This window comes from Nocardioides sp. AX2bis, assembly GCF_902506435.1.
In the GTDB taxonomy this organism is placed as follows: Bacteria; Actinomycetota; Actinomycetes; order Propionibacteriales; family Nocardioidaceae; genus Nocardioides.
Map to the genome: position 1 here is coordinate 2,377,145 of NZ_LR733215.1, position 17,149 is coordinate 2,394,293.

A 17,149-nucleotide genomic window follows, 5' to 3' on the forward strand; every position below is an offset into this window, starting at 1 on the left:
CCGGAGCCCCCACCCATGAGCCCCTTCAAGCGACCGGTGGCATGTGGTCTCGTCGTCTCGACGGCCGCCCTGTTCACCCTCACCGCCACCCCCGCGCCGGCCGTCGCCGACGTCGCCGACCAACCGCTGACCAGCTCCGCCTCCGCCCAGGTCCTCGAGCTCGGCGCACTCAAGCTGCCGGGCCTCCCGGCCGTCGCCGCCGCCGGCGTGGCCACCTCCGAGGGCACGGTGACCACGACGGTCGCCGGCGGTCAGGCGGCCACGGCCGACGCCCGCAACCTCGACGCCTCCCTCCTCGGCACGAGCCTGCCGGGCCTGCTGGCCGAGGCCAGCCAGACGGCGCCGCCGGACAACGCGCAGCCCACGGTCGACGGTGGCGCTCCCGGCACCGTGCCGGGGCTGCTCACCCTCGGGATCTCGCGGGCCGAGGCCCAGGCCCGCGCCGTCGCTCGGGGGTGCCCGACCGGCCCCTTGACGTCCTCGACCGTCTCGACCGCGAACCTCTCGCTGCTGCCCGTGCCGACCCTGGGCACGCTGCTGGCGCTGCCCGGCACCGTCTCGACGTCGCAGCGCACCGAGCTCGTCGAGGTCGGCGGCCCCGACTCCCAGGGCGTGGCCAGCTCCGCCCGCGGCAGCATCGCCTCCCTGGACCTGCTCAGCGGCTCGGTCCAGGTGCGCGTCCTGTCGGCGCCCGAGCTGACCGCGACGGCCACGGGGCAGGCGGGCGCCGACGGCGCGACCGTCACCTACGACGCACCGGTCGTGGAGGTCACCGGCGGCGGGCGGACGCGCACCCTGCCGGTCGACGGCAGCCCGCTCAGCTTCACCTCGCCCGACAACCCGCTGCTGCAGGTGACGCTGCGCGCCGGCCAGCTCGACGTGTCCGCGGACGCCCCCGACGGCACGCAGGCCGCCGGCTCTGCGGCGGTGCTCGAGGTGCGGGCGGGCTTGCTGGGCGCGGTGCCCGTGCTGGAGACCGAGCTGTTCCCGCTCGAGGCGGCGGCCACCGCGCCGGTCGGCGGACTCGACTGCACGCTGGTGCCGGGCGAGGACGAGGACGGCGACGGCCTGACCAACGCCGAGGAGACCGACCTCACCGGGACCGACCCCCGCGACCCCGACACCGACGGTGACGGCACCCGCGACGGCGCCGAGGACCCCGACGACGACGGGCTCACCAACCTCGAGGAGGTCGACGGCTCGGAGAACGTCGGGTACGGCAACCAGCCCACCGACCCCCGCGACCCCGACTCCGACGCCGACGGCCTCACCGACGGCGACGAGGTCGCGGCCGGCACCGACCCCAACACCGCCGACACCGACGGTGGCGGCGTCGACGACGGCACCGAGACCGACAACGGCACCGACCCCCTCGACCCCGCCGACGACACCCCCGTCGACCCCGGGGCCGACGACGACGGCGACGGCGACGGCCTGACCAACGGCGAGGAGACCGACCTCACCGGGACCGACCCCCAGGACGCCGACACCGACGGTGACGGCACCCCCGACGGCGCCGAGGACCCCGACAACGACGGGCTCACCAACCTCGAAGAGGTCTCCGGCTCCGAGAACGACGACTACGCCAACGAGCCCACCGACCCCCGCGACCCCGACTCCGACAACGACGGCCTCACCGACGGCCAGGAGATCGACCTCACCGGCACCGACCCCAACACCGCCGACACCGACGGCGACGGCACCCCCGACGCCGCGGACGACGCCGACAACGACGGGCTCACCAACCTCGAGGAGGTCTCCGGCTCCGAGAACCCGTTCGGCGGCGACCCCACCGACCCCCGCGACGCGGACAGCGACAACGACCGCCTCACCGACGGCCAGGAGGTGACCGGCTCGGAGAACGACGCGTTCGGCGAGGAGCCCACCGACCCGAACACCGCCGACACCGACGGTGGCGGCGTGCCTGACGGCACCGAGGTCTCCGGCACCCCCGCCGGCGACCCGAACGACGCCGCCGACGACGCGGTCACCGACCCCGACGCGGACGACGACGGGGACGGCCTGACCAACGGCGAGGAGGTCGGCCAGACCTTCACCGACCCGGCGGACCCGGACACCGACGGTGACGGCACGACCGACGACGCCGAGGACCCCGACGGCGACGGGCTCACCAACCTCGAGGAGGTCTCCGGCTCGGAGAACGACGGGTACGGCAACGCGCCCACCGACCCCCAGGACGACGACACCGACGCCGACGGCCTCACCGACGGCGAGGAGGTCGACCTCACCGGCACCGACCCGAACGCCGCCGACACCGACGACGACGGGACCACCGACGACGCCGAGGACGCCGACGGCGACGGGGCGACCAACCTGGAGGAGGTCTCCGGTTCGGAGAACGACGGCTACGACAACGAGCCCACCGACCCCCGCGACCCCGACTCCGACGCCGACGGCCTCAGCGACGGCGACGAGGTCGACGTCACCCTGACCGACCCGAACGTGGCGGACACCGACGGCGGCGGCGTGGACGACGGCACCGAGGTCGGGGCCGGCACCGACCCCCTCGACCCGACCGACGACACACCGGTGGTCGACGGGGACACCGACGGCGACGGCCTCACCGACGCCGAGGAGCAGGAGCTCGGGACCGACCCGCTCGACCCCGACACCGACGACGACGGCCTGCAGGACGGCCCCGAGGTCAACCAGCACCAGACGGACCCGCTGCGCAAGGACACCGACCGCGACGGGCTCACCGACGGCCGCGAGGTCCTGAGGACGTCGACCGACCCGCTGCGCAAGGACACCGACGGCGAGGGCCTGACCGACGGACGAGAGGTCAAGCGCTTCAAGACGGACCCGCTGCGCAAGGACACCGACCGGGACGGGCTCAACGACCGGGTCGAGGTCACGGGCTCGGCCAACAAGCGCTACGACCGGTGCCCGACCAACCCGCTGCGCAAGGACACCGACCGCGACCGCCTGAGCGACCGGGCCGAGATCAAGCGCTACCGGACCAACCCGTGCGACCGGGACACCGACAACGGCGGCATCAGCGACGGTCGCGAGGTCCGCAACGGCACCGACCCCCGGGTGAAGGGCCCAGGGAAGGGCGGCCGCGGCTGACCGCTCCACCCCACCAGCACGACGCCGCCCGGAAACCCCCCTACCCGGGCGGCGTCGTCACGTCCGGCCCACCCCTGACCGAACCCCCCCGGAGGACACGTGCGACACGGTGTCGCAGCAACCGCCCCACCGACCACCTCCGGGCGCTACCGTCGGCGCATGGTCTCCTCCGTCCCCGTCGTCGTCCCCGGCCCCGGGTGGTCGCGCGTCGCGGCGCTCGCCGCGCTCCCGGTCGACCTGGCGGTCGCGGCCACGAGGGCCACGCTCGCCGTCGGCGTCCTCGCCGCGCCGGACGGCCCGATCCGCCGCCAGGGCGGGTACGCCGACCTGGTGCTGCGGGTCATCGGCGACGGCGGGTACGCCGAGCAGCTGGTCCGGGTGCTCTCCGACCGCGAGGGCCCGGTGCGCCTGGCCCACACCCTCAACGAGCTGACCGCCCCCGACCGGCCGCTCGGTCGGCTGCTCGAGCCTGGCGGGGCGCTCGACCGGTTGCTGGCCGAGCGTGGTGCGGTGCTGACGCTGCTCGCCGAGGGCGGCCCGCTGGACCGGCTCCTCGTCGAGGGCGGCGCCCTGGACCGGCTGCTCGCCGACGGCGGCCCGTTGGACCGGCTGGTCGAGGCCGACGGGGTGCTGGAGCGGCTGCTGGCCCCCGGCGCCGCGCTCGACCGGCTGACCGTGGAGGACGGGGCCCTGGACCGCCTCGTCGCCCCGGGCGGCCTGCTCGACCGGGTGCTCCTGGAGGACGGCTTCGTCGAGAAGCTCGTCGCCGACGGCGGCACCCTCGACCAGCTGGTCACGCTCGGCGAGACGCTCGAGCAGATCCAGCCCAGGCTCGCGACGCTGAGCGAGCTGATCCCCTCCTTGGAGGCCGCGGCCGACGGCCTCGGGCGGGCGGTCGGTCCGCTCGCGGACCTCGCCGGACGGCTCCCCCTCCGCGGCCGGCGCACGGTCGGGGTCGACTGACACCTCAGTCCGGCTGGGCGTGCCAGTCCCTCGCACGGGCGACGGCCAGCAGCAGCGCGCGGGCCCGGCCCGCCTCGGGGTCGAGCGGCATGTCTGCTCCCGGTCTCGCCGCGAGGTCGAGGAGCGCGACCAGGTCTGCCGCCCGCGCCCGGTCGAGCAGGTCGCGACGTCCCTCGGCGGCGGGCACCCGCTCGCGGTACGCCGCAACGACTCCCTCCACATAGGCAGGGCGGCGGTCGTGCCGCAGCAGGTTGCCCAGGTCGGTGGCGGGGTGGCCGGCGTGGGCGAACTCCCAGTCGAGCACCGCGGCGATCTCGAGGCTCGTGGGGTCGACCAGCACGTTCTTCGGGTTGAGGTCGCTGTGGACCAGGCTGCGGCGGCGTACGTCGGAGAGCACCTCGTCGGCGCAGCCGGCCAGCTCCTCCAGCCCGTCGAGCTCCGACGGTCCCCACCCGTCGGCGAGGTGCAGGTCGTCACGGCGCGCCGCGAGAACACCGCCGACGTCGACCTGGTCGCCGTACGACCCGATCCGCAGGTCACCGTCCAGGAACGGCCCCGTGCTCGGCTGCGGCATGCACGCGAGCAGCCCGGCCACCCGGCCGAGGCCGCGCCCGAGACGGGCCAGCGCCTCGTCGTCCTCGCGGATCCCGTCCAGCGCCAGGTCGCCGCGCACCCCTGGCACGAACGAGGTGACCAGCAGGCCCGGCGAGCCGGACACCGGGTCGGCGCGGCGGACCTCCAGCACGTCCGGCACCGGGAGCAGCCCGCGTACGAGCGCCAGCACCGCCGCGTCGACCTCGGGCGCCGCCGGTCCCCGGGCCAGCGAGCGGCCGCCGTACACCCGCACGACCGTGCGCTCGGCTCCGACACCGGCCAGGAAGGTCTCGCCGGACCAGCCGCCGCTGAGGGGTTCGAGGGTCGGCTGCACGTCGTCCATGGTGCCAGCGCCCTGCGACCGGCCACCGGTCCCGCACGAGGTGCTCCCGCTAGGGTCCGGGGGTGGCCGAGCACGAGTTCCCACCGCCCGCCCCGGTCGTGGTCGAGCGGCGCGCCGTCGACGAGGACGAGTCCCGCCGGGCCAACGGCCCCGACTGGGACCGCTACGCCGACGAGTACCAGGCCACCCACGGCGCCTTCCTCGGCGACGCCGGCTTCGTGTGGGGCCCCGAGGGGCTGACCGAGGACGAGGCCGGCGTGCTCGGTGAGGTCGCCGGGCGCGACGTCCTCGAGGTCGGCTCGGGCGCCGGGCAGTGCTCGCGCTGGGTGCGGTCACGCGGAGGCCGCGCGGTGGGGCTCGACCTGTCCCACCGTCAGCTCCAGCACTCCCGTCGGCTCGACGAGTCCACCGGCGTCGTCGTGCCGTCGGTACGCGCCACCGCCACCGCCCTGCCCTTCGCGGACGCCTCGTTCGACGTCGTCTTCTGCAGCTTCGGCGCCCTGCAGTTCGTCGCGGACCTCGACGTCGCGCTGGCCGAGGCCGCGCGGGTGCTGCGCCCCGGGGGGCGGCTCGCGTTCTCGATCACCCACCCGACGCGCTGGATGTTCCTCGACGACCCCGGCCCCGAGGGCCTGACGGCCGTCTCCTCCTACTGGGACCGCACGCCGTACGTCGAGGTCGACCCCGCCACGGGCGAGGTGGCCTACGTCGAGCACCACCGCACGCTGGGCGACTGGGTGGCGCTGCTGCACGCCGCGGGCTTCGTGATCACCGACCTGCTCGAGCCGCGCTGGCCCGAGGACCACGACCGGGTCTGGGGCGGCTGGTCGCAGCTGCGCGGGCGCCTGACGCCGGGCACCGCGATCTTCGCGGCCGACCTGCGGGGCTGAGCGCAGGAACGTGTCACGAGAAGCAGCCCCGGAGGCAGTCAGGACCTGCTTGTCATGACACGTCCGGTCTGACGGTGGGGGTCCGGTACGCAGCACGGCCCCGGTCCGAGGACCGGGGCCGTGCTGGTGGTGCGGGTCGTCTCAGACCAGGAAGCGTCGACGGATCAGAAGCCCGCCACCGGCGAGGGCCGCAACCCCACCGGCGAGCAGCCCGCGACCGAGGTTGCGACCACCGGCCCCGTCCTCGCCCTGCAGCACGAAGCTGTAGGCCGTGAGGCCCTCGGCACCCGCGGGCGCCCCGTAGGCCATGTCCTCGGTGTCGGCGCGCTCGGCGCCGGCGACCAGGGAGGCGTACATCTCGCCGTAGGACTTCGCGGTGTCCTCGCCCTTGCCGATCAGCACCTTGGTGCCCTCGTCGGACAGGCGCTGCGCACCGTCGACGAGCTTCGGCGCACCGTCGGCAGCCGTGCCGAGACCGTCGGCCAGCTGCACCGAGCCGTCGGCCGCGTCGCCGATGCCGTCGGACAGCTCCTGCGAGCCGGCGGAGAGGAGGAAGGCACCACCGGCAGCGGCGCTGGCACCCGCTGCAAGCTTGCCTGCACCGGTATCGAGCTCGCCGGCTCCGGCGGCGAGCTCACCGACTCCGTCGTCCAGCTGCACGGAGCCGTCAGCGAGTGCCTTGGAACCATCGGCCAACTGCTGCGTTCCCTCACCGAGGTCACCAAGCCCGACGGCGAGCTTCCCAGCACCGGCGGAAACCTTCTGGCCGCCGGCGTTCAGCTCCTCGACTCCGCTCACGAGGTCTGCGACCCCGGTGACCAGGTCATCGCCGCCGACGCTGAGAGCGTCCGCGGCGCAGGCCAGCGTCTGAGTGGGGTCGCAGCCCGGGGCGCCGTTACCGATCGAGTCGAGAAGGCTCGTGCTGATGTTGGCGGTGAGGCCGTCGATGAGCTGGGGGATGCCACCCTGCACGAGCTGAACGGCCTGCGCCACCCCGCAGTCGTCGGCCGGGTTCGAGTCGTCGGCCTTGATCCGGTCACACGTGGTGGGGAGTCCATTGCTAAGCCCCGCTCGCAGTTGATCAATGCCTGCACCGGGCCCCGTGATTTGAGCCTTGACGCTGTTGGACAGCAGTTCGAGTCCGTTGCGAAGCTCGGTCAACCTGGCAGTCTGAGCCTCGGCAACTGCATCTGCTGTGCCGCTGGCGGTTGCCCGGCAGACTGGGCCACAGTCCGGGGCCGAAGCAATATTGGCAATCGAGGCGCGGAGCCTAGCGACCGTGCCGTCGGCCGTCACCGGACCCTGAAGGGCCTGGTCGAGCGCCTGCACTGTCGTGTCAACGTTGCCGGTCAGGCCGTTCAAGCCGCCTTTAATGCGATTCAAACCACCCAGCAGGGTCGGCTGCGTCGTGTCGGACAAGGTGCCGATACCAGCTACGACGCCTTGGAGTGCCCCCAGCAGCTGCTGATAGTCGGGATTCTGGGCTAACTGCGCCCGCACACCCGCTGGGAGCGCACTCACACCCGCACGAAGCTTTGCCAGACCATCGACCAGTCCCTTCTGGCCGGCTGCCAACTGACCGACTCCGCTGCTCAGCTCGGGCAGCTTGCCGTCGAGAGTGTCGATCCCCTCTCCAAGCCGCTGCGCCCCGTCGGCGAGCTCGGCACCTCCCGCTGCCGCGTCCGAAGCTCCGTCACGGAGCTTGATCGCGCCCAGGGACAGGGCACCCGACCCGTCGCGGAGCTTCGACGTCCCAGTCATGAGCACGCCGACTCCGACACTCAGCTTGCCGGTCCCCTCCGCGAGCTGTCCCGCGCCGGTGTCGAGCTGCCCGAGACCGTCCGAGAGTTCTCCTGCGCCGGCCGCCAGCTCGGCGGCACCCGGAGCAGCCTGACCGACCAGGCCCTGGGAGAGCTCCTCGGACCCCGCCTGCAGCTTGATGAGGCCGGCCAGGAGGTCCCCGGCGCCGTCACGCAGCTTGAGCAGGTTGTCGTCGATCTCGACTGCACCTTCGGTCAGCGCGACACCCGTCTGGGCGCCACCCTGGTAGCTCTCGGCGGCCTTGGCGAAGCTCGGGCTCTTGAGCGGGTTCACCGGAAGGCCGGTGAAGTCGGCACGCGGCACCACGCCGTCGGTGATGTCGGCCTCGTAGCCGAAGACCGCGGTGTCGTCGCCGATCGGCGGGATGAGGGTGGCGGTGAAGGACAGCCTGGTGCCTCCCTTGCCGTCACCGGCCATGTTGGCCTGGGAGGAGGTCACCTCGTCGAAGGTCGGGGGCGCGACCGTGGTCAGCGAGCCGACCATCGGGATCGGCACCTCGACCGTGTCGGTGACCTCGCCGCCCCGGCCGTCCGGGTAGGAGATCTCGGTGGCGACGCCGCTGACGTTCTTGATCGTGTACTCGACGACCAGGTGGCCGGACTCACCGACCACGTCACCAGGCTCGACGGGCTCGCCGTCGAGCTCGTAGGTCGCGGAGACCGCCAGGGGGAGCTCACCGTCGAACTCGCTCACCGAGCGCAGCTGCTCGACACCGTCGACGGTCGTGGTCGTGACCTGGGACCCGTCCTCGGTCTCGACCCCGCCGAAGCCGTCGAGGTTGCGCAGGCCCTCGAGCGCGATCGGGTTGTCCAGCGTGACGGTGCCCTGACCGCTGAGCTCGACCTGCTCGTAGACGCGCTTGGTGTCGACCGCGCCCTCGGCGTCGGTGTAGACCTGCACGGTCTCGGTATTGACGACCTCGACGTCACCGCTGTCCGCGGCGGCGAAGGTCGGCCCGAGGGACCAGGACGCGACAGCGGCAGCCCCGACCGTGACGGCGGCGACGTGCAGGGGGCGCCGGAGACGGCTACGAGCGTGACGGTGACGGGCGGCGCCGGTCATCGGGTGACCTCCATGGTCTGTGCCCCGGTGGGGGCCTGGTCGGGGGGGCCTGGTCGGGGGTGGGGGCGCCGGTGGGCGCGGTGGGACGGGCAGCGTTCGCCCGCGGTGCGAGCGAGGCGACCAGGAAGCCGACGGCGACCGTCAGCGCCAGCGCGGTCAGGGTGTTGACCGAGGTGGTGGCGGTCTCGGCGACGGCGGCTGCGAAGGTCCGCTCGTAGACGCCGGCAAAGGCGCCCGCGCCGAGCAGCAGGGACCACAACGGCAGCCGGTCGAGGCTGGCCGCCGCGATGGCGGTGCAGAGCAGGACGGTGGCGATCGCGGCCACGGCCAGCCCGCTCGCAGCGTCGGGCAGGGTTCCTGCCCGCAGCAGGTAGCAGGCGAAGGCGACCAGGACGCCGACGGCGAAGCCGCCGAGGCGTACCCCGATGGAGCGGGCCGGCACCAGACCGACCACCGCCCCGAGCAGGACCCCGCTGAGGACGACCTGCGAGACCTGGAGGTCGAGGACGGCGTCGAGGCCGACCGCGACGGCCACCCCGATCGCCAGGACGACACCGGTGATCAGGGTGGCGGGGACCGGAGTGCCCCTCGCCCCTTCCTGCCCGTGGTCGTCGATGTTGGTGCGCGCCGACAGGCGTGCGGGCATGACTCACTCCCCTTGTGTCGACGGCCACCCTCCGTGGCCGACGTAGAACGACGTGCCGCCCCTCAGCAGCACGTGACGCACCCCACTCGTTCCGAGGTGCCGCCGGATCATAAGCCAGTTACCTTTCGGTAACAAAGGGACGAACGTCCCGTGTCCGAGACTCCGCGAGTGGCGACATCCAGGTGAACGGACCCTCCACGAGCGCGCTGCCTGGGTGGTCCGGGGCGGGTTGACCTAATCTCGGCCTCGTGACCGCGACCCCCCAGGCGACCCCCCAGGCGCCCGCGCGAAGCCTCGGCACCCGCCTGCGCGACGCCACCCGCGACGGCGGCGCGATCGCCGCGGCGATCGTGATGATGAATGTCGCGACGTACTCCTTCCAGATGGTCGCGGCCCGCGTCCTGGGCCCCGAGCAGTACGGCGGGGTGTCGGCGCTGATGGCGCTCTTCCTGGTCGTGGCCGTGGTGCAGCTCGGCCTGCAGGCCACCGCGGCGCGCCGGATCGCTGCCGACCCCGACGACGTGGAGCAGATCGAGCGGGTGATGCTGACGGTCACCTACCGCGCCGGGTGGCTGGTCGGCGGCGTCCTGCTGCTGCTCGCCCCCGTGGTGTGGCAGGTCCTCCGGCTCGACAGCATCGTCCCCGCGCTGCTGCTCGCCGCAGGCGCCGTGCCGCTCACGATCATGGGCGGCCAGGCCGGCGTCCTCCAGGGCGAGCGCCGCTGGGTGCCGCTGGCCCTGGTCTACCTCTCCCTCGGCGTCCCGCGGCTCGTGCTCGGCACCGTCGCGATCCTGATCCGTCCCACCGAGGGCGCGGCCATGGCCGGGGTCGCGGCGGCGATGCTGGTCCCGGTCGCCGTGGGCTGGTGGGCCCTGCGCGGCACCCGCAGCCCGGGCGCCGACAACGACCACAACCGGATCCGCCCGACGGTGCGCGAGGCCGTGTCGGGCTCCCTGGCGCTGATGGCGTTCTTCGTCCTGTCCAACGTCGACATCGTGATCGCGCGCAACGTGCTGCCGGCCCAGGAGGCCGGGCTGTACGCCGGCGGGCTGATCCTGACCAAGGCCGTGCTGTTCCTGCCGCAGTTCGTGGTCGTGGTCGCGTTCCCCGCGATGTCGACGGTGGCCGAGCGGCGGCGAGCGCTGCTGCGGAGCCTCACGGCGGGTGCGGTGCTCGGCGGCGGGTGCGTGGTCGGCGCGCTCGTCCTGGCCGACCTCGCCACGTTCTTCGTCGGCGGGTCCGAGTACGCCGGGGTCAGCGGCCGGCTGTGGGCCTTCGCGACCGTCGGCACGCTGCTGGCGCTCCTGCAGCTGCTCGTCTACTCCGTGCTGGCGCGCCAGGGCACCGCCTCGACGTACCTGACCTGGGGGGCCGCGGTGGTGCTGGTCGGCATCGCGCTGCTGCAGGACACCGTGAACGGGCTGCTGCTCACCGTCGCGGGCGTCGACGCCGTCCTGCTCGTCGTGCTGCTCGCGATGAGCCTGCGGCACATGAAGCACGACCAGGCGCCGGTCGCGGACTGACGGGCCGCGACCGGGTCGTGGCTAGTGCGCGGCCTCGTGCCAGCTGCGGCCGGTGCCGACGGAGACGTCGAGGGGGACGGTCAGGTCCGCGGCGCCACCCATCTCACGACGGACCAGGGCGTCCAGCTCGTCCGCCTCGCCGGGGGCGACCTCGAAGACGAGCTCGTCGTGGACCTGCAGCAGCATCCGCGAGGAGAGCTCCGCCTCGCGCAGCGCCACGTCGACCCGCAGCATCGCCAGCTTGATCAGGTCGGCCGCCGAGCCCTGGATCGGGGCGTTCAACGCCATCCGCTCGGCCATCTCCCGGCGCTGGCGGTTGTCGCTGGTCAGGTCGGGCAGGTACCGGCGACGACCCCAGATGGTCTCGGTGAACCCGGTCCGGCGGGCCTCCTCGACGACACCGCCGAGGTAGTCGCGGATCCCTCCGAAGGTCTCGAAGTACTCGTCCATCAGCTCGCGCGCCTCGCCGGGGTCGATCGAGAGCTGCTGGCCCAGGCCGTAGGCGGACAGCCCGTAGGCGAGGCCGTAGTTCATCGCCTTGATCTTGGCCCGCATCTCGGAGGTCACCGCGTCCGCGTCGGTGTCGAAGACGCGGGCCGCCGTGATCGAGTGGAAGTCGCGGCCGGAGCGGAACGCCTCGATCAGCAGCGCGTCCTCGGAGAGGTGCGCCATGATCCGCATCTCGATCTGGCTGTAGTCGGCGGTGAGCAGCGACTCGTACCCCGGACCCACCACGAAGCCCTCCCGGATCCGGCGGCCCTCCTCGGTGCGGACCGGGATGTTCTGCAGGTTGGGGTCCGTGCTCGACAACCGCCCGGTGGCGGCGATGGTCTGGTTGAAGGTGGTGTGGATGCGACCGTCGGGCGCGACGGTCTTGAGCAGGCCCTCGATGGTCTGGCGCAGCCGGATCACGTCGCGGTGCCGCAGCAGGTGCAGCAGGAACGGGTGCTCGGTCTTCACGTAGAGCTGCTGGAGCGCGTCGGCGTCGGTGGTGTAGCCGGTCTTCGTGCGCTTGGTCTTGGGCATCGCCAGCTCGTCGAAGAGGACCACCTGCAGCTGCTTGGGCGAGCCGAGGTTGATCTCCTTGCCGATCACGGCGTACGCCTCCTCGGCCGCCTGCGTGACCTCGGCGCCGAAGTGGGACTCGAGCGACTCGAGGTGCTCGGCGTCGACGGCGATCCCGGTCTGCTCGAGACCCGCGAGCAGGTCGACCAGCGGCAGCTCGACGTCGGCGAGCAGCTCCGTGCCGCCGTGCTCCTCCACGGCCGCGTCGAGCGCCTCGGCGAGGTCGAGGACGGCGCGTGCGTGCAGCATCGCGGTCTGCGCGACCTCCTGGTCCTCGTCGAAGAGCATCCCCTGGTCGCCCGCGTCCTCCCCCTTGAGCTCGCGCCGCAGGTAGCGCAGCGTCAGGTCGGCGAGGTCGTAGGAGCGCTGGTCGGGGCGCACGACGTAGGCGGCGAGCGCGGTGTCGCTCTGCAGCCCGCGCAGGGTCCAGCCCTGCGCGGCCAGCGCCAGGCCCGGACCCTTGGCGTCGTGGAGGACCTTGGGCCGCTCGGGGTCGGCGAGCCAGCCGGCCAGCGCGGCGTCGTCCTCGGGGGTGAGGGTCTCGGTGGAGACGTACGCCGCGCGGCCCGTGCCGCTCGCGAGCGCGAGCGCGTCGACGCGGCCGGTGCCGGCGCCCCACGCGCCCCGCACGTGCACCCCGACGGTGCCCGTCGGCAGGTCCGCGAGCCAGGACGCGACCTCGCCGCCCCCCAGCACGTGGCCGTCGAGGTCGAAGCCGCTGCCGTCGACGTCCTCCTCGGACTCGAGGGTCTCGAAGAGCCGGTCGCGCAGCACCCGGAACTCCAGGCCGTCGAAGAGGGTGTGCACCTCCTGGCGGTCCCACGGGCGCAGCGCGAGGTCGCCCGGGGCCGCGGTCAGCTCCAGGTCGCGGACCAGGGCGTTCAGGCGGCGGTTGCGGAGCACGTCGTCGAGGTGCTCGCGCAGCGACTCCCCCTTCTTGCCGGTGATCTTGTCGGCATGGGTGATCACGTTGTCGAGGCCGTCGTAGGTCGCCAGCCACCGGGCGGCGAAGCCGGGACCGACCCCGGGGACGCCGGGCAGGTTGTCGGAGGTCTCCCCCACGATCGCGGCCAGCTCGGGGTAGCGCTCGGGGCGCACGCCGTACTTCGCCTCGACCGCGTCAGGCGTCATCCGCGCCAGGTCGGAGACGCCGCGCATCGGGTAGAGCACCGTGGAGCGCTCCGTCACCAGCTGCAGGGCGTCGCGGTCGCCGGTGAGGATCAGCACCTCCATGTCGTCCTCGGCCAGCGCCTGCGTGGTGAGCGTCGCGATGATGTCGTCGGCCTCGTACCCGGGCTTCTTCACGTACGGGATCCGCAGTGCGTCGAGGACCTCCTCGATCAGCGGCAGCTGGCTGCTGAACTCGTCGGGCGTCTTGTTGCGCCCGGCCTTGTACTCGGCGTACTCCGCCATCCGGAAGGTCTGCCGCGAGACGTCGAAGGCGACCCCGACGTGGGTGGGCTGCTCGTCGCGGAGCACGTTGATCAGCATCGAGGTGAAGCCGTAGACCGCGTTCGTGGTCTGCCCGGTGGTCGTGGAGAAGTTCTCCACCGGCAGCGCGAAGAACGCGCGGTAGGCCAGGGAGTGCCCGTCGAGGAGCAGCAGTCGGGGACGTGGGGGGATCACGGAAGCAGCCTCGGGCACGGTCGCGACTCTAACCGCCGCCGGCGACACCGTCGCGGTGGGTGATGATGACCGGCATGAGCCACGACGACGACGCGACGCCCGACCTCGACGCCTTCCTCGCCGCGATGCCGGCCGGCGCGCTGAACGAGAAGATGGGCGTCGAGATCACCGAGGTCGGCCCCGAGCGGGTCGTGGCCACGATGCCTGTGGAGGGCAACACCCAGCCGTACGGCCTGCTGCACGGCGGGGCGTCGGTCGTGCTGGCCGAGACCCTCGGCTCGGTGGGGGCGGCCCTGCACGCGTGGCCGGACAAGGTCGCCGTCGGCGTCGACATCAACGCCACGCACCACCGCGCGGCGCGTGCCGGCACCGTCACCGGGGTCGCCACCCCGGTCCACCTCGGCCGCTCGATGGCGAGCTTCGAGGTCGTCGTCAGCGACGAGCAGGGCCGGCGCGTGTGCACCTCGCGGATCACCTGCGCCCTGATCGACGCTCCGCCCGCAGCCCGCTGACCGTCAGCCGGTCGGCTCCTGACCCTCGGACGAGGGCCGCTGCTCCTGGGCGCGGCGCAGGGAGCGGCGTGCGGCCAGGACGCTGCCGATCGAGCGGGCCCCGGTGGCGGGGTCGGTCCGCGGGCCCCCGACCTGGGCGCGCACCATCGCCGTCGAGGCGGTCCGGTAGGTCGCGCGCTGGCTGAACCCCAGCCGGGCCATGAACCGGTTGGCCTCCCGGGACCCGGCCTCCGCGGCGGTCGCGACGTGACCGGCGTCGTGCTCCTCGGCGAAGACCACCGCCGCCTCCATCAGCGCCCGGCCCACCCCGTGGCGCCGCAGGCGCGGCAGCACCGTCGGGACCAGGACCTGGACCACCGGGTCGAGGTCCACCGGCGACAGCGTGGTCAGCCTCAGCAGCACCGCACCGGCCGGCTCGCCGGCGTGCTCGGCCACCAGGACCCGCTCCCCCTCGAGCTGCTCGGCCCGGGCCAGGACCGCGGCCACGTCGCGCAACCGGTCGGCGTCCTCGCCCCGGCGCATCGAGGCGTGCCAGACCTCGGCGAGGAACGCGGCGTCGTCGGGGGTCGCGTCACGCAGCACCACCGCGCTGCGGGGCGTGCGGGCCACGGCCACTCCTCCTCGGGTCCACGGACGGCGGTCCGGGGTCGGACGGCCGGGCGCAGACTACGCTCGGCGCGCGCCGAGCGGTCACCGAGAGCACATCTCGAGCAAGGAGAAGGACCATGGTCCCGGGTCTGGGAACCCTCGTGAACGTCGTCACGGTCCTGGTCGGGGCGGGGCTCGGCCGCCTGATGGGAGACCGGCTGCCCACCCGTACGCGGGACCTGGTCACCGACGCGCTCGGCCTGGTCACCCTGCTGATCGCGGGCACGTCGGCCGTCGCGGTCCTCGACCCCGCCCTCGCCGACCGGGTCGGCGACAGCGCTCCGATGCTCATCGTCCTCGGCGCGGTCGTGGGCGGCGGCATCATCGGCTCCGCGCTGCGGCTCGAGCTGCGCCTCGAGCAGCTCGGCGGCTGGCTGCAGCGGCGGCTGACCCGCCGCGCCTCGGCCGACCGAGAGCGGTTCGTCGAGGGGTTCGTGGTGGCCTCGCTGCTGTTCTGCACCGGCCCGCTGACGATCCTCGGCTCGCTCAACGACGGTCTGGGCAACGGCGCCGAGCAGCTCTACCTCAAGGCGGTGCTCGACGGGTTCGCCGCGATGGCCTTCGCGGCCTCCTTCGGCTGGGGCGTCGCGGCCAGCGCCGTGACCGTCGTGGTGGTCCAGGGCGGGCTGACCCTGCTGGGGGTCCTGCTCGGCGACGTGCTCCCGGCGGCCGAGCTGGCTGCCACGACCGCGGTCGGCGGCCTCGTCCTGGTCGGGGTCGCCCTGCGGCTGCTGCGGATCCGGGAGGTGGCGGTGGCCGACCTGCTGCCCGCCCTGCTGCTCGCCCCCCTGCTGGTCACCGTGGTGGGCTCACTGCGATGAGCGCGCTCGTCCTCGCGCCTGCGTGAGGACGGTCACGACACGGGACTGTGGCCTTCTCGTGACCTCCGACCCGCGACTGCCACACCCCGGAGGACGTACGCTCCGTGACGCCTCGCCGACGTGCGCGACCCGCTCGGGGGCTACGATCCGGCGACCACCCCGCCGCCTGTGACAGGAGACACATGCCTCACGGCCCCGCCTCGCCGCGGCCCGCGCCCGACCTCCGGGCCGGTCCACGCGCCGCTGCTCTGCTGCTGACCCTCGTCACCGGGGTGCTGCTCGCCCTGCTCTCCGTGGCGACGCCCGCCTCGGCCTCCGGGGACGGCGGTGAGGAGGAGAACAGCAACACCGTCTCGGGCACGCTCACCAACACCGCCACCGACGGCAGCCCCGTGCCCGGCGTCGAGATGATCGTGCGCGACGCCGCCGGCGAGGAGTTCTCCGACACCACGGCCGAGGACGGCACCTGGTCCATCGAGGTCCCCGGTGAAGGTGGCCTGGTCGAGATCGAGCTGGTCATCGACAGCCTGCCCGAGGGCGTCGAGCTCCGCCAGGAGGACAACGTCCGCGAGCTCAACCTGCTCCCCGGCCAGAGCCTGCCGGTGCTGTTCGCGATCGGCCCGGACAACCGGGACGTCGAGACGGCCTGGGACCGCGTGCCCGGCCTGATCTACAGCGGTCTGCTGTTCGGCCTGATCATGGCGCCCGCGGCGCTGGGCCTCTCGATGGTCTTCGGCACCACCGGCCTGACCAACTTCGCCCACGGCGAGCTGGTCACCTTCGGGGCGCTGATCACCTACCTGTCCAACACCGTGCTGGGGATGCCGTTCGTGCTCGCGGCCGTGGTCGCGGTGGTCGTCGGCATGGCCTTCGGCTGGGCGCAGGACGCCGGGCTCTGGCGCCCGCTGCGTCGACGCGGCACCGGCCTGATCGCGATGATGATCGTCTCGATCGGCCTGCAGTTCTTCCTGCGCAACATGTACCAGTACTTCACCAAGGGCCGGCTGCTCAGCTACGACGAGTACCTCACCCCGGCCGGGCGTGACGTCGGCGGCCTCTTCGTCTTCACCAGCCGCGACCTGGTCATCGCCGTCACCAGCATCGTGGTCCTCGCGGCCGTGCTGCTCGCGCTGTCGCGGACCCGGCTCGGCCGCGCCACCCGGGCCGTGTCGGACAACCCCGCGCTGGCCTCGGCCACGGGCATCGACGTCGACCGGGTCATCTCGGTCGTCTGGATCCTCGGCAGCGGACTGGCCGCCCTGGCCGGTGTCTTCCTGGGCTTCCAGCTCGGGGTCACCTTCCAGATCGGCCAGCTCATCCTGCTGCTGCTCTTCGCCGCCGTCACCGTCGGCGGGCTCGGCTCGGTGTGGGGCGCGGTGATCGGTGCGCTGCTCATCGGCGTCCTGATCGACCTCTCCACCCTGGTGGTGCCGGCGGACCTGAAGAACGCCGGCGCCCTCCTGCTGCTCATCGTCATCCTCCTGGTCCGTCCCCAAGGCCTGCTCGGCCGCCGGGAACGGGTCGGTTGAGGCCGGAGAGGACAAC

At 73.3% G+C, this 17,149-nt stretch carries 12 protein-coding genes; 7 read left to right on the top strand and 5 right to left on the bottom strand.

Annotated elements, in window-relative coordinates; translation table 11 throughout:
- Positions 1 to 15 precede the first annotated feature (15 nt).
- Both GV155_RS11405 and GV155_RS11410 read left to right on the top strand, forming a co-directional pair.
- Positions 16 to 3,090 (top strand): hypothetical protein, encoded by a 3,075-nt coding sequence (locus tag GV155_RS11405; protein WP_160008029.1) that lies wholly within the window; start codon positions 16 to 18, stop codon positions 3,088 to 3,090.
- A gap of 159 nt (positions 3,091 to 3,249) precedes the next feature.
- Positions 3,250 to 4,053 (top strand): hypothetical protein, encoded by an 804-nt coding sequence (locus GV155_RS11410; protein WP_201300148.1) that lies wholly within the window; start codon positions 3,250 to 3,252, stop codon positions 4,051 to 4,053.
- Positions 4,054 to 4,057: 4 nt separating this feature from the next.
- Here GV155_RS11410 and GV155_RS11415 read toward each other — a convergent pair whose 3' ends face one another.
- The gene (locus GV155_RS11415; RefSeq protein ID WP_236554267.1) at positions 4,058 to 4,981 is read right to left on the bottom strand and encodes a phosphotransferase family protein; all 924 of its coding nucleotides are present in this window, start codon (positions 4,979 to 4,981) and stop codon (positions 4,058 to 4,060) included.
- Between the two features lie 71 nt (positions 4,982 to 5,052).
- Here GV155_RS11415 and GV155_RS11420 point away from each other — a divergent pair, with 71 nt between their 5' ends.
- Positions 5,053 to 5,880 carry a class I SAM-dependent methyltransferase gene (locus GV155_RS11420; protein WP_236554268.1) on the top strand — a complete coding sequence of 276 codons (828 nt, stop codon included), beginning with the start codon at positions 5,053 to 5,055 and terminating at the stop codon, positions 5,878 to 5,880.
- 141 nt (positions 5,881 to 6,021) lie between these two features.
- Here GV155_RS11420 and GV155_RS11425 read toward each other — a convergent pair whose 3' ends face one another.
- Complete coding sequence (locus GV155_RS11425; protein ID WP_160008033.1) at positions 6,022 to 8,763, bottom strand: hypothetical protein; 2,742 nt, start codon at positions 8,761 to 8,763, stop codon at positions 6,022 to 6,024.
- On the bottom strand, positions 8,729 to 9,409 hold the full coding sequence (locus GV155_RS11430; RefSeq protein ID WP_160008035.1) for a hypothetical protein: 681 nt from the start codon (positions 9,407 to 9,409) through the stop codon (positions 8,729 to 8,731). The genes GV155_RS11425 and GV155_RS11430 overlap by 35 nt, the downstream gene beginning before the upstream one ends.
- 248 nt (positions 9,410 to 9,657) lie before the next feature.
- Between GV155_RS11430 and GV155_RS11435 the strand changes: the two genes are divergently transcribed.
- Positions 9,658 to 10,932 carry a lipopolysaccharide biosynthesis protein gene (locus GV155_RS11435; RefSeq protein WP_236554269.1) on the top strand — a complete coding sequence of 425 codons (1,275 nt, stop codon included), beginning with the start codon at positions 9,658 to 9,660 and terminating at the stop codon, positions 10,930 to 10,932.
- A 21-nt stretch (positions 10,933 to 10,953) separates the two neighbouring features.
- On the opposite strand, the gene polA is transcribed toward GV155_RS11435, so the two are convergent.
- Positions 10,954 to 13,623 (bottom strand): DNA polymerase I, encoded by a 2,670-nt coding sequence (gene polA / locus GV155_RS11440; protein WP_236554270.1) that lies wholly within the window; start codon positions 13,621 to 13,623, stop codon positions 10,954 to 10,956.
- Positions 13,624 to 13,697: 74 nt separating this feature from the next.
- On the opposite strand from polA, the gene GV155_RS11445 reads away from it, so the two are divergent.
- Positions 13,698 to 14,135, top strand: coding sequence for a hotdog fold thioesterase (locus GV155_RS11445; protein WP_160008039.1), 438 nt, complete (start codon positions 13,698 to 13,700; stop codon positions 14,133 to 14,135).
- Positions 14,136 to 14,138: 3 nt separating this feature from the next.
- Here the strand turns inward: GV155_RS11445 and GV155_RS11450 are convergent, their stop codons facing one another.
- Entirely contained in the window at positions 14,139 to 14,744 is a 606-nt protein-coding gene (locus GV155_RS11450) for a GNAT family N-acetyltransferase (protein WP_160008041.1), read from the bottom strand.
- A 116-nt stretch (positions 14,745 to 14,860) separates the two neighbouring features.
- Here GV155_RS11450 and GV155_RS11455 point away from each other — a divergent pair, with 116 nt between their 5' ends.
- On the top strand, positions 14,861 to 15,604 hold the full coding sequence (locus GV155_RS11455; RefSeq protein WP_160008043.1) for a DUF554 family protein: 744 nt from the start codon (positions 14,861 to 14,863) through the stop codon (positions 15,602 to 15,604).
- A gap of 182 nt (positions 15,605 to 15,786) precedes the next feature.
- Complete coding sequence (locus tag GV155_RS11460) at positions 15,787 to 17,133, top strand: branched-chain amino acid ABC transporter permease (protein WP_160008045.1); 1,347 nt, start codon at positions 15,787 to 15,789, stop codon at positions 17,131 to 17,133.
- The last annotated feature ends 16 nt before the right edge of the window (positions 17,134 to 17,149 follow it).

Coding starts and splice junctions, on each gene's coding strand:
- GV155_RS11405 (WP_160008029.1), top strand. CDS start 16: ATGAGCCCCTTCAAGCGACCGGTGGCATGTGGTCTCGTCGTCTCGACG.
- GV155_RS11410 (WP_201300148.1), top strand. CDS start 3,250: ATGGTCTCCTCCGTCCCCGTCGTCGTCCCCGGCCCCGGGTGGTCGCGC.
- GV155_RS11425 (WP_160008033.1), bottom strand. CDS start 8,763: ATGACCGGCGCCGCCCGTCACCGTCACGCTCGTAGCCGTCTCCGGCGC.
- GV155_RS11430 (WP_160008035.1), bottom strand. CDS start 9,409: ATGCCCGCACGCCTGTCGGCGCGCACCAACATCGACGACCACGGGCAG.
- GV155_RS11445 (WP_160008039.1), top strand. CDS start 13,698: ATGAGCCACGACGACGACGCGACGCCCGACCTCGACGCCTTCCTCGCC.
- GV155_RS11455 (WP_160008043.1), top strand. CDS start 14,861: ATGGTCCCGGGTCTGGGAACCCTCGTGAACGTCGTCACGGTCCTGGTC.
- GV155_RS11460 (WP_160008045.1), top strand. CDS start 15,787: ATGCCTCACGGCCCCGCCTCGCCGCGGCCCGCGCCCGACCTCCGGGCC.